Below are 13,947 nucleotides of genomic sequence, written 5' to 3'. Positions count from 1 at the left end.
AGGTAATTTATAATTTAAATACATCCTATGTTAAGGTTCAACAAGCAACCAAGCGTACATGATGTACAGTTATTTAGATTTAAATACATCCTATGTTAAGGTTCAACGCGAGCAAAAAGAGCGAAAACAAATAAGGATACAGGAATTTAAATACATCCTATGTTAAGGTTCAACTCGATTTTTCCCTATGGTTTTAAAAATGAACCTAGATTTAAATACATCCTATGTTAAGGTTCAACAACATTAGTTAACGTAGTTAAGGTGAACTTTATCGAATTTAAATACATCCTATGTTAAGGTTCAACCTAAGAATATACAGGTAGTAGAATTTGTACCATAATTTAAATACATCCTATGTTAAGGTTCAACTTAGGATCATCTGTTCTTCATCTATGTATATTTCTAAATTTAAATACATCCTATGTTAAGGTTCAACGAATTAGATGACGAAGAGTTTAATGCAGCATTAATATTTAAATACATCCTATGTTAAGGTTCAACGGTCAATTATCTTGCCTTTAAAATATTTATTTTGTTGATTTAAATACATCCTATGTTAAGGTTCAACTACATCATCATATCATCATGAATGGTGGATTAAGTCGATTTAAATACATCCTATGTTAAGGTTCAACATTTAATTCCGGAAAGTGCGGTTTACTTACTAGCAAATTTAAATACATCCTATGTTAAGGTTCAACCACTGCAATCAAGCCATTCACTATTTTTATTATATCCTTTAACCTATTGAAAATAAAGGATTTATTAAAAATTTTACCAACCGTTTTGTGTTTTTAAAAAAACTGATAAAAAACTCCTCATAACCCTTGAATTTTCAATAGGTTGTGAGGAGCTTTATTTTTAGGGAGGTTGGGAAAATTTATATAGATTTACTAATAGGATAATTGAATATTTACTATTACATTAAATTAAAATAAAAAAATTATAACTTATGTTAATTGAAAATTACTGCACCACAGTTAAAATACGTTTCACTGTGGTGTTTTAAAGAAAATTTTATCTATAATTAGGATAATTTTCATTAATAATGTACTCTAACTAACCAAAATCTTATTTTTTTATCACTCCAGCCTAAATCCCATGGTACATCATTTCTATCTACATTATGGCAGCTTACTAATGAATAGCCTCTGGAGTCTGCTCCTGTTACTACGGAGATATGAGTAATATCACCTTTTTTCTCATAGGCTATGAAATCTCCAGGCAACAATTTATATGATGCTTTATATACATTTTCATAAGAACCTTTTGCTATAACTGATGCTCTGCCACTATTTAACATGTAGTGAGTAAATTTATCTGCGTTTACCCAAGGTCCTGTAGCACTTCCTTTATCATAATTCCATGTATAATTTTTTTTAAACTTTCCTCCTTCATGGAGTATTTGAGATGCAAAATTTGCACAATCTCCTCCCTCAGGGTTAAAGTTTCTATATTTTTTATTGTATTTAAATTCAAATTCTGGTTCTGTAGCTGAGCCGCAATACATTTTAGCATACTCTACAGCTCCTACCCTTCTTTCGTTTAAGTCGGACATATCTCTTGGAGGCTGTGAAATTATATGCTGTTTTATATCACTAGATTTTATATTTTCTAAGTCTAAGGAATCTGCAAAAGGGTCATTATACCATTCTTTTGTGATAAGCCAATTACCATCCTTCTTAGCTAAAGTCATAGTATGATAACTTCCTATCCTTGATTTATTTGCAACTTTTGGCTCATCTTCATAAGAATACTTATATTCCATTGAACAAAGTATATTAAATGAATAAACATCATCCTTACCCTTTACTTTTCTAATTACTATATGAGGATTTATTTCTGTAAATTTAACTCCTTGTTTCTCAGCCCAATTTATTATGTATTTAGTTTTCTTTTCTTGATACTCATATGCCCATCTTCCATATTTACTATCTGTATCATAAAACTGCTCTATCAGTTCTAAGTCCTGATTTAATATTGCTAAACTTCTATCCTTAAAAATTCTTTCTACAACCTGATTGATATCAATATCCTCTTCCTCTGCCTTCACCGTATAAAATCTATTGAAAGGACTAAAGAGAATGAGTAATAGCAAGATAATAACTTTTTTATAGGAAGAGAATCTCATATGTACACCTCTTTTCTAACTTAAAGCTTTATCAATTTTTTCAATATAGGTTTTTATTGTTTCATCACATGGTACACCTTCATACCAATTAACTTTTTCTCCCTTATTATCTCCAAAGTATCTTGCTTTTAATATAATTTCTGGACGATATTCAAAGTGTAATATATCAAAATGTCCCCATTTTCCTCCCCACACAAAATTGTTCTCTTCAAAGGTTTTCACCAATTCATCGGGGTATTGAAGTAATCTAGCTTTTCCTTGTTCTCTTGATGCCCATTTCCAATAATCTCTTTTATCACTAGCAATATCTATAGCAATGCCGTAAGCATGTGGGCTTAATCTTCCTGTTCCAGATATTATTCTATAGTTAAAAGTTCCATTAGATGGGTTTACGAATGGTCCAATCTTAGTATTAGTTTTTGCAAGTGTTAAAAGCTTTTTTGAAACATTATCTAAATTTTCAGCTGCCTTATTATTTTTATTAAATCTATAATTTTGATATGCAAAATTTACATTTGTAAGATTTTTTTCTATTTGTTCTCTAGATGCTCCATATACTTCATTTAATAACGAATATACTCTTATACGACCAGGATCAAAGTTCTCCTCCATTAAATCATCAATTTTTTCCAGTGGATACACTTGCTCCATCATATCTTGTAAATCCCCATTAACCAACTTTTCTTGCTGAGTTTTTTCTTTTTTATCATCATAAACTATTTTATTTCCTGATTTCATAACTAAATAAACAAGCCCACTATCCTGCTTTTCTATATCAATAATATCCTCTGGATATGCCATAAATAAAGATAATAAGTCCTGCTTCATAGTAGTATCATAATCTATATTTTGAGCATAAGTATTTATATTATAGAATTTACTTATTAATAAGGTAAATACTATAATAAAAGAACATATTTTTTTCATTTTAATACCACCTTTAAGAATTTATATATTCATATCCTCTCCCTTAGGCTAATATAATATGTATTAGTCTTTAAATTAAGATTACATTTTTATAGATACATATCCATATAATGTTAAAATTTGAAATATACTATGGAAAATAAAATTTCTATAAAAATAGCTTAAATCCTTAGAAATTAAGGATTAATAGTTAAGAATGAAGAATTAAGGATGAAATTCACTAAATGTGAATTTTTTGAAATAAAATTTATTTTAAAAAACTTCAAAGGCTTTGGCGGTGGAGTTCTAACCATAATTCGTATCCTTCATTCTTAATTTGCATTCATGAATAAGAATTTTAATTATGGAAGTTAAAATTATGCATAAGTTAAATCTTCATTACGAAACTCTATAATCGTACATTTAATGCATATATTAAAATAAATACTAAAAAATAGGCTTTATTCTAAAGTTATGAACTGTATTCTCAGGATAGTTTATCTATAATTTTTATTATTTCCAATAGTCATCTTGATTATTTAATAGAAAAATATTTTAAAAAAAATAATGAGGATATGTACTATCCTCATTAAATATTATAAATTATACTTTTTTAATATTTCTTCTTTAAATTGCCCATTTTCATAGAATAATTCACCATCAGCATATATTTTCCCACCATTTCTCATATCGCAAAGCATATCCCAGTGAATTGAAGAACGATTTAATCCTCCTGCTTCAGGATCAGAATCTCCTATTGCCATGTGAATTGTTCCACCTATCTTTTCATCAAATAACATATTTTTAGTAAATTTCTTTATACCATAGTTTGTACCAATAGCAACTTCTCCAAAATAAGAAGCTCCTTCATCAGTTTCAATTAGCATTTTTAAAAGCTCTTCACCCTTTTGTGCTGTTGCTTTAACTACTTTACCCTCTGCAACTTCAAGCCTTATTCCTTCTATTTCTTTTCCCATGTATATGCCAGGGAAACTAAAGGTAATATATCCATCTATACCATTCTCTATTGGAGATGTAAATATCTGTCCATCTGGGAAATTAGCTTTCCCATCACAATTTATCCATTTTCTTCCCTCTACTTTTACTTTTATATCAGTACCTTCTGAAAGGAAATGTAATTCTTTTTTAGTATTGAGGTATTTAACCCATCGATCTTGGTAAACACTTATTTTCTTCCATTCTGATACAGGGTCTTCCATATCTAAAAGACCTGCTCCATAAACGAAGTCTTCATACTCACTTAAACTCATAGATGCTTCTTGTGCATCAGCATATGTAGGAAACTGTGTTCCACACCATCTTAATGAGCCATCTCCCATTCTTTCAGAGTAAATCTTTCTCCAACTTGTTGCACCTCTTGATTTTAATTGTAATTTCTTTGGATCTACGTTAGAATTCGTCTTAGTATTTCTAGTTCCCCAGGCAGTTAGCCACACGTCGGCTTTTGAAAGCATATGCTTATTTAAGTGACTCCCTTCTAAGAGCTGTTCTTCATTGCTATTTTTCAAAATAGTCTCATTTACATCTTCACTATCTAAAGAATACTCTACATGAGCACCAGCCTTTATAGCTTCCTTTGCTACCTCTACAACCCATGGTTTAGCTACATCATTACAACTAATAAAAACAAAGTCTCCTTTTTTAACTTTAGTGGAATAGTTAACTAAAAGTTTTGCTAACTTGTTTAATCTTATATCTCCCATATTTTTGCCCCCTTAAAGTATTATATTTTGTAGAATATTATACCATAATTAGAATTTTGCATCATTAAAGTACTAATATCTATAATTGCTTTAATTTATTATAAAACTTTGCATAGTTATTTAGAATCCTCTTATTAATTTTTCTATCTACTGCTAGTAAATTATTTACTAGTATTCATTTTAAAATCTTTATCTAATATTTCTTCTTTAATAAAAAATTGTATCCACTTAAAGATAATAATAACTGAGAAGGCACATAAAAAAGCCATATTGATAATCCGGAGATATTATGTACTATGTCAATAAGATTCCATGAAATTCCTGTAACTTCCGTTACATTATATAGTGCTACATTTATATCACATAAAATAAAAAGTATCATACCATAAGTTATCATATATTTATTAGGGTAAGGATATAAATTATTTTTATAAACTTTTATAGCTTTTCCTAAACTAATTATTAGACAAATTCCATAAAATAATACTACTGCAAATAATACATCAATTTTTATAATAAACAAATTAATTATCAAGTAGACAAACATTAGAGAAAGAAATATAATTATAAATTTTGAAGATGTTTCACTAATTTTAAGAGCTTCATATCTAATAGAATAAAGTATTTGAACCACACAAAATAAAGCTACACCTAAAGTATAATAATTGAAAACAGTAAGAAATAAATCTGCAAACATGGTTATAAAAAGTCCTACTTTAAGTAAAGAAATATCTAATTTATTAAGAGGATTTTTTTCCGCAAATAAACATATTAGAAAGCAAAGCATTATACATATATACTTAATCATATATGATGAAATAAATATTTCTATATTGAAAAGTTCTATATACAAAAAAGAAAAATATAATATAGAAACTATTATTAATAAAGCTTTAAGAAACCATGATCTATAATTTATACTTTCCACTTTATATCACCATCATCATTTAAAATTTAATCTCACATATTTTTTTATTTTTTATAAATTTTCAAATCAATTTCTTAATTTAGTTTACTCAAATTTAGAGATATTATTAAATAAGTAGTAAAAGTTAATATGTATATATTGAAATGAACGTTATTTTTTTAGTATTTTAATTACATCTATTTAGTTCACAATATACAATATACAATATACAATTTAAAATTTAAAATTTTTGATAAAATAAAAAAGAGCTTTTAGCTCTTTTTTATTTCAATAAATTTAAATGTTATTCTCGATTTTCTTCTAATGCTATTAATTTATCTCTCTTTAAAATATGTCCATCTATCCATTTTATTACGAACTCTAATATCTCTATTAGATATCGTTGCTGACTTTCATCGATTTCTTTTAAATCAAAGCTATTAATCTTTGCAATAAAATCATCATGTTCAACTTTATGTGATAAATATTTTTTATAACCTATACTAAGCATGTACTCTTCTTCTGATTTAAAATGAAATACAGCATAATCTTTTAAATCATTTAATATTTGAACGATTCTATCGTATTTATCTGTAATAAATTGATTTTTTAAAAGTTTGTATAAATCATCGGCTATTTCAATTAATTTTTTATGTTGTTCATCTATAAGTTCCATTCCAGTAATATACTCATCTTTCCAGCTATTCATTTTATCCCTCCTTATCAGTATAAGATTTTCTATATGAATGTAAAAATACCTGCTAAAAAATTAATTGTTTTTTATATATAATTTAAAATTTATTTATAAATTCTTCTGTTTATGTATTTATATAGATTCATCTATTATTTATAAAATTAAAATCTTTTTAATTTACTGTAGTAACGGTATGATCTTTTGTAATATGAAAAATAAAATCTGCTACACTTTAAATATTAAGAGGATTATTAGATATAATCCCAATAATCCTTTTTAGAATTCTATGTTAAAGTTAATAATAAAATTTAGTTTTCATTATTTCATCAAAATAATATATTTTTAATTTCTTTAAAATCTTTGACATAATAATCTGCAAATTTCTTTATTACATTATGTTGTTTTTCGTCTCTTTTTAGTAAGTGTTCTGTTAATATAGTCTTTATTCCTAATTCTTTTGCACCTTTTAATTCATCAGAACCACCATCTCCAATAAAAATACATTCTTTTGGATTAACATTCATTTTTTTTAATGCAATATCGTATATTTCAGTTTGAGGCTTTAAATATCCTACTTCATATGAGAATATTGTATCATCAAATAAATTATTTAGAGGAGACTTCTCCCAATGCATCACATCAATTATATCTGCATTACTGAGCAAACATATCTTCTTTCCATTTTTCTTTATATCTGAAAGAACTTCAAGTATTACAGTATCTACATCAATTAACGATTTTTTAAATCTCTCTTCCCTTAGTTTTAAAATTTCTATCTTATCACATTCTTTAACATCTATTTGCATTTTTTCAACAATACCTTCAATTATCTTCTGAGGACTTTTTTCATGTCCAGTTGCTCTTTTTATATATAGTTCATTGTCTTCTGCATATTTTTCCCATTCTGCTTTTGTTATTCTTAATACATCATTTTCATTTCTTAAATCATTATATTTTGGTGTCACCAGTGTAAAGAACAAATCAAAAAATACAACATTTATATTATTCATATTAAAATCCTCACTTTTATATTTAATCTTTCATGATGTATTTAATCAAATTTTCAGTTCCTTTGATATTGTAAAAATGTCTATAACTTAAATATTAATCTAATTCATATCACTATCTACCTACTATTAATTTTCTTTGCTCTCTCTACTGACCTTATCTTATCTATCAATATATTATTCTACAATCAAATATATTTACCTTTTATAAACAAAAAGTTAACTTCTAAATTTAAGTTAAAACAAGGTCTTTTGCAACTACCCAATATAAAGATTAATTAAGAAATACAATTATAACTAAAAGAAAAAACTTTTATTTTTTAATAAGTAACTTCTCATGTTAATTTTTGAATAATAAATTAAATAATAAAAAAGAGAATTACTAGGTATAATTCCTAATAATCCTCTTTTTTGATTTATAGTTTTAAATATACTATTTTTTCTCTTCTTTGCTTTGATCTGCGCTTTGATCTTTGTTTTCTTCTTTGTTATCTTGTTTATTATCTTCTTTTTTCTCTTCTTTACTTTCTTCTTTATTCTCTTCTTTTTTATCGTCTTTATTTTCTTCTTTTGAAGAATCTTTATTTTCATCAACTTTTTTATCTTCTACTTTAGTACCTGGAGTTTCTTCTGTCTTCTTTCCACAAGCCATAAATCCAGTAGCTGTTATAAGTACCACTCCTGTTAAAAGTAATGTTTTTATTCTTTTGCCTTTCATGAATATTCCTCCTAAAATTTTAATTAATACGTATTACATATTATATATTACCAAAGTTTATTAATTTTTTCAAACTATATTCAAATTATATTCATTAAAAATTCATGAGAAAATATAAAAGACAACGATTTACTTAGATAATATTAACCAATTCTCTTGTTATTCTAAGGATTACATTTGCTGCAAGGCTTATATTTTTTAGATATTGCATCTGCTTTATACATAGCAGTAGGGCTCTTCATATTACTACAAGTATCATTTTTATGTAAGCTCTCACTAATGTATTAATAAATATATAAAGTATTACTTTAATCTTTATAAAGTTTAAAATAAAATTTTTTTCCATATCTAATTAATATGAATTCTAGAATTATAAAATAAAATTTACTATTGTAATTCTTATCTTATTCTATGCTGATATCTTATAGATTTAAATTCTTTCATTAATAGCTTAATAAATAAAAAAAGGTTACTAGTTAAAATTCCTAATAATCCTTTATAAGCTTCAATAAATCAAATCTATCCCTTACCTATTTTCTTTTAAATTCTTTTCCATAAAGTAGTATCTTCCATTATCTCCTATACAAATAAAATCTAACTGCTCAAATAGTGCCTTGTATCCTGTATGCAATTTTTCATTTTTTTGTTTTTCAGGGATACTCTTAAGGAAATTATCATGAACTGGGATTGAATAAATTACTTCAACTCCTTCATCTTTACATTGAAACAATACCTTCTGTAATAACTCTTTTTGTATGCCTTTTCCCCTATACTCCTTTTTTATAAAAAAGCATGATATAATTCTTACATTTTCGTTACTTCTAAGACTTAGTAAATTTTGCAGATAGGGTACATCTTTTGGATGAACACATTGGCACCATGCTACTGGTTCATCATCCATATAATAAATATATCCATCATGACATTTACTAGTAATATTTATTCTTAATCTTTTAACCTCTTCAATAGTCATTTTAATCCAATTATCTATATTATTAGCAGAAAAATAGAAAGTGCACTGACAACTTTCACATTTATCATTGCTAAACAATGTGAAAAAATCTTCTAAATTATCTGTCGATAATTGTTTTATGAGTTTCTTCACTTTCATCCCCCCTATAAAAAATTTCTAAAATATATTTATCATATTAAGGTTCAACTTCATCAATTGAGAATTGACTATTGACAATGGACAATTATTGATATTTCTCTCTTATAAGAGAAATTCAAGATTCATTTATTTTTTAAAAAATTAGTTCGATTAAAACTAATTTTAACCTTAATTGTAAATTATCTATTCTCAATTTTCAATTGTATAAGGTTTAACCACTGAATTTAAGCCATTCTTTATTTTCATGTTATCATTAAAGTTATTGAAATTAAAGAGTTTTCTTAAAATTTTACCAACCGTTTTGTATTTTCAAAAAAGTCAATAAAAAATCTCTCATAAACCTTGATATTTCAATGGAATAAGATATGTTTTCTTTTAAATGATGTTGGTAAAATTTTATGTAGTTTTAATATTAATATTTTTAAAAAGTATCTGATTCAGAAATTATGTTAATAAAATTACTGCACCCCAGGGGAATCTTCCCGCAGGGGTGTTAAATACATCTAATAAATAATAGATTTAAAAACTATTCGATTGCAAAGCTGTTAATAAAGTTTTGAGTTTAACTTGACAATTCAACGTTAAAAAATTAGAAGTTAACACAATTTCCAGAAATAAATACAGAGGATATATTTATATCGTCATCAAATAATAACATGTCCGCGTCTTTACTAATTTCAATACTTCCTTTAAAATTACTTACACCAATTGCTTCAGCGGGAGATAAGCTAGCCATCCTTACAGCATCTTGAATTGGTATGTTTAACATAGTTACCATATTGTATACCGCATCTTTTAAATTTAATGTTGACCCAGCTAAACCTCCATTCTCTAAACGTGCTGCCCCATTATTAACTATGACCTTTTGTCCACCTAATTCATATTCTCCATCTTCAAGACCTGCTGCCCTCATAGCATCGGAAACCAACACTATTTTATCTATTCCTTTTGTTTTTAGAGCAATTTTTACTGTTTCATCATGCAAATGTATTCTGTCATAGATAAGTTCACAATATACTCTGTCATCTGTAAGAGCTGCTCCTATTATACCGGGCTCTCTATGGTTAAATTCTCTCATACCATTAAATAAATGAGTAGCTACTGTTACACCATGATTTATTCCCCTTTTAGCTTCATTAAATGTAGCATTGCTATGAGCCATAGAAACAGTAATATCCTTTTCTTTCAAATAAGAGATAATCTCTATAGCTCCATGAATTTCCGGTGCTATAGAAACCATCTTTAATTTATCTTTAGCTAGTTCTACAAACTCCTTAACAATCTCAAAGTCTGGCTCTTTAATATATTTTTCTGGTTGCGCTCCTTTTCTAAGAATGGAGAAAAAAGGCCCTTCAAGATGAATACCTAGAATCTTAGAAAGTGTTTTCTCGTTTTTATAATTTACTATATTTTTTATAGAAGTAATAATATTATCATATGAGGAGGTTATTATAGTTCCTAAATAGGAAGTAACTCCATTTTTTATATGAAATTCTCCAATTTTATCAAGAGTTTCTTCTGTACTATCCATAATATCATGACCTGTATTGCCATGATTATGAATATCGATAAAACCAGGTGATAAGAATCTTCCATTTCCATTGATTACTTCACTTATTAATTCTAGATTTATATTTTCTTCTAAATCTATATCTATTATTTTACCTTCATTAAATACAACCCCATATCCTTTTACCACACTATTAGGTGTAATTAATCTAATATTTTTAATTAAAGTACTCATTAAATCTCCTTTTTATAATTTAATCTTTTCAATAACTATATCATCTATAAGCCTATTAATATTATTAATGTCTACCCTTCCTGTTTCCTCTTCTAAAGCGTTAGATGTTCCACAAGCTGCTGCTAATTTTAACATATTTTCAAATTCATAATTTCTTTTTAAAGATACAGCAAATCCTGCTATCATCGCATCTCCTGAACCTACTGGATTTACAGCCTTTACTTTAGGTGTTCTTACTCTATACATATAATTATCATTAAACACTAAACATCCCTCTCTTCCAAGAGATACAGCAACTATATTAATACCTTCTTTAAGAATAGGACTTACTGCTTTAATTATATCCTCTTCTGTAGAAATAACATTTCCAATGAGATTTTCTAATTCTTCCTTATTTGGCTTTATTAAATATGGTCTAGCTTCCATACCCTTTTTTAACGCTTCTCCACTGGTATCTAACAAAATTTTCTTTCCTTCTTTATTAGCCGTCTCTATTAAATTCTTATAAGTCTCTATGCCCACATCTTTTGGCATACTTCCTGAAATACATATGATTTCATCCTGTCTAATTAACTCTTCATATAGCTTATAAAACCTCTTCATATCTGTTTGTGATATCGAAGGTCCAGACTCTAATATCTCCGTTTGGCTACCATCATCTGAAATTATTGCCAAACAACTTCTGGTCTCACCATCAATGGAAACAAAATTATGCCTAATATTCATCTCATCTAGCTTTTCCTCTATATATCTTCCAGATCTTCCTCCTAAAAATCCTGTAGCTATAACCGGTTCGTTAAGAGTTTTTATTATTTTTGCCACATTTAATCCTTTTCCTCCAGGAGTATACTGAAGATCATTAGTTCTAAAAACTTTTCCCTTCTCAAATCTTTCAATGTTATATCTTCTATCAATTGAAGGATTTAAGGTAATAGTAATCATAATTTACCCCCTATTTGCACTACCACAAATTTGTATTTTCTCTACTACCACCTTTTTCAATGCCTCTTTAGCAGGTACTAGATAATGCCTAGGGTCATTTGCACTAGGATTTTCATTAAAGAATTTCTTTATTGCATCAGCAAAAGGCATTTTTAACTCCGTTGCAATATTAACTTTACAAATACCATATTCTATTGCCCTTATAAGACTTTCGGCTGGCACTCCTGAAGCTCCATGTAATACTAAAGGAATGCTGACTAAGTTGTTAATTTCATGTAGTCTTTCGAAATCCAACTTTGGTTCACACTTATAAGCTCCATGGGCAGTACCTATTGCAACTGCCAGTAAATCAACTTTTGTTTTTTCAACAAAATCCAAAGCCATATGGGGGTCTGTAAGCATACTATCTTTTTCTTCAATTTCTCTTTCATCTTCTTGTCCACCAACTAAACCTAGTTCAGCTTCTACAGTTACATTATACTTATGTGCAAAGGCTACCACTTCTTTTGTTATTTTAATATTTTCCTCATATCCCTTTAATGAGGCATCTATCATTACAGATTTATATCCTTCTTTTATGCATTTTTTTATGATTTCAATATCTGAACAATGGTCTAAATGTAATGAAATAGGAATATTATATCTTCTAGCTCCAACTTTGACCATTGAAACTAAATAATCCATTCCTGCATAATCAATAGTTCCTGGTGTAGTAGCAATGATTACTGGTGAGTTTAGCTCATTAGCAACTTCTAATACACCCTGCATTGTTTCTAAATTATGAATATTAAAAGCTGGAACAGCATATCTATTTTTTTTACAATCTAATAACATTTCTTTTGTTGAAACAATGTCCATCTTATTCACCTCTCTAATATCAATTTATTTATATGATTAAAATTCCTCTATAGTATAATGATTACTTCATTTGATTTATAAAATTCTAATAAGAATACTATACTAATATGCCACTATCTTTATCAAATATGTGAATTTTTTTATCATCTAGATGTAGCCTTACCTTATCTCCTTTTTTCACAATATTATCCGAATCTACTCGAGCTGTAAATGAACTACCTTCCATTGTAAGATAGAGATATTTTTCTGAACCTAGCATTTCTATAAAGTCTAATACGCCCTCTAAGAAAACATCAGTTTTCTTGTCGTTATAATACATATGTTCTGGTCTAATTCCCATTACAATATCTCTACCTACATATCCCTTATCTATTATTCTCTTAACTCTATCACTATCTAGCTTAATCATCGAATTAAGGAGTTTTATGAAAACATCTCCGCCCTCTTTAATAACTGTAGCATCTATGAAGTTCATCTTAGGACTTCCTATAAATCCAGCTACAAAAACATTTACAGGATTGGAATATACATTTTCTGGTGTATCTACTTGTTGAATTAAACCATCCTTCATTATTACAATCCTATCTCCCATTGTCATCGCTTCAGTTTGGTCATGAGTAACATAAATAAATGTAGTTTTCAATTTATTGTGTAACTTTGTTATTTCTGCTCTAGTCTGAATCCTTAATTTTGCATCTAAATTGGATAGTGGTTCATCCATTAAGAAAACCTTTGGATTTCTAACAATAGCTCTTCCAAGGGCAACTCTTTGCTTTTGACCACCTGAAAGAGCTTTAGGTTTTCTATGAAGCAGGGTTTCTATTCCTAGTATTTTTGCAGCCTCTTTAATTTTCTCATCTATTTCTTGTTTTGGATATTTTTTAGATTTAAGACCAAAAGCCATATTATCATATACAGTCATATGAGGATATAAAGCATAATTCTGAAAAACCATTGCTATATCTCTATCCTTAGGATGAACATCATTGACAAGTTCATCATCAATATATAGTTCACCTTTAGATATATCTTCTAGTCCTGCAACCATTCTAAGTGTAGTAGATTTTCCACATCCTGAAGGCCCTACTAGTACTATAAATTCTTTGTCTTCTATTTCTAAATTGAAATTACTTACAGCAGTTACATCACCGTCATATATCTTATATAAATTTTTAAATAATAAACCAGCCATAAAAGCTCTCCCT

The 13,947-nt window shown here is 27.6% G+C and carries 12 protein-coding genes and 1 CRISPR repeat array (1 of these 13 running past the window's edge); all 12 genes read right to left on the bottom strand.

What is annotated here, in order from left to right:
* A CRISPR array of direct repeats spans window positions 1-701; the repeat unit is 30 nt; unit sequence ATTTAAATACATCCTATGTTAAGGTTCAAC (it extends 250 nt beyond the left edge of the window).
* 341 nt (window positions 702-1,042) lie between these two features.
* Window positions 1,043-2,131 (bottom strand): amidase domain-containing protein, encoded by a 1,089-nt coding sequence (locus ACWPW7_RS11485; protein ID WP_454053608.1) that lies wholly within the window; start codon window positions 2,129-2,131, stop codon window positions 1,043-1,045.
* A gap of 15 nt (window positions 2,132-2,146) precedes the next feature.
* The gene (locus ACWPW7_RS11480) at window positions 2,147-3,058 is read right to left on the bottom strand and encodes a M15 family metallopeptidase (RefSeq protein ID WP_454053607.1); all 912 of its coding nucleotides are present in this window, start codon (window positions 3,056-3,058) and stop codon (window positions 2,147-2,149) included.
* Between the two features lie 575 nt (window positions 3,059-3,633).
* Window positions 3,634-4,761 carry an aminopeptidase gene (locus ACWPW7_RS11475; protein WP_454053606.1) on the bottom strand — a complete coding sequence of 376 codons (1,128 nt, stop codon included), beginning with the start codon at window positions 4,759-4,761 and terminating at the stop codon, window positions 3,634-3,636.
* Between the two features lie 193 nt (window positions 4,762-4,954).
* Window positions 4,955-5,689: a hypothetical protein gene (locus ACWPW7_RS11470; RefSeq protein ID WP_454053605.1), complete on the bottom strand. Its 735-nt coding sequence runs from the start codon at window positions 5,687-5,689 to the stop codon at window positions 4,955-4,957.
* 283 nt (window positions 5,690-5,972) lie between these two features.
* The gene (locus ACWPW7_RS11465; protein WP_454053604.1) at window positions 5,973-6,377 is read right to left on the bottom strand and encodes a bacteriohemerythrin; all 405 of its coding nucleotides are present in this window, start codon (window positions 6,375-6,377) and stop codon (window positions 5,973-5,975) included.
* A gap of 311 nt (window positions 6,378-6,688) precedes the next feature.
* Window positions 6,689-7,372: an HAD family hydrolase gene (locus ACWPW7_RS11460; RefSeq protein WP_454053603.1), complete on the bottom strand. Its 684-nt coding sequence runs from the start codon at window positions 7,370-7,372 to the stop codon at window positions 6,689-6,691.
* A gap of 430 nt (window positions 7,373-7,802) precedes the next feature.
* Window positions 7,803-8,087 carry a hypothetical protein gene (locus ACWPW7_RS11455; protein WP_454053602.1) on the bottom strand — a complete coding sequence of 95 codons (285 nt, stop codon included), beginning with the start codon at window positions 8,085-8,087 and terminating at the stop codon, window positions 7,803-7,805.
* Between the two features lie 526 nt (window positions 8,088-8,613).
* Window positions 8,614-9,192, bottom strand: coding sequence for a GNAT family N-acetyltransferase (locus tag ACWPW7_RS11450; protein WP_454053601.1), 579 nt, complete (start codon window positions 9,190-9,192; stop codon window positions 8,614-8,616).
* A 595-nt stretch (window positions 9,193-9,787) separates the two neighbouring features.
* A complete protein-coding gene (nagA, locus tag ACWPW7_RS11445; RefSeq protein ID WP_454053600.1) occupies window positions 9,788-10,942 on the bottom strand; it encodes an N-acetylglucosamine-6-phosphate deacetylase in 1,155 nt (384 codons plus the stop codon).
* A gap of 12 nt (window positions 10,943-10,954) precedes the next feature.
* On the bottom strand, window positions 10,955-11,884 hold the full coding sequence (gene pfkB, locus ACWPW7_RS11440) for a 1-phosphofructokinase (protein WP_454053599.1): 930 nt from the start codon (window positions 11,882-11,884) through the stop codon (window positions 10,955-10,957).
* A 3-nt stretch (window positions 11,885-11,887) separates the two neighbouring features.
* On the bottom strand, window positions 11,888-12,742 hold the full coding sequence (fba, locus tag ACWPW7_RS11435) for a class II fructose-1,6-bisphosphate aldolase (RefSeq protein ID WP_454053598.1): 855 nt from the start codon (window positions 12,740-12,742) through the stop codon (window positions 11,888-11,890).
* 97 nt (window positions 12,743-12,839) lie between these two features.
* Complete coding sequence (locus tag ACWPW7_RS11430; RefSeq protein WP_454053597.1) at window positions 12,840-13,934, bottom strand: ABC transporter ATP-binding protein; 1,095 nt, start codon at window positions 13,932-13,934, stop codon at window positions 12,840-12,842.
* Window positions 13,935-13,947 lie beyond the last annotated feature (13 nt).

The organism is Clostridium sp. Marseille-Q7071 (assembly GCF_965112025.1).
This window is presented reverse-complemented; position numbering and strand designations above follow the sequence as displayed.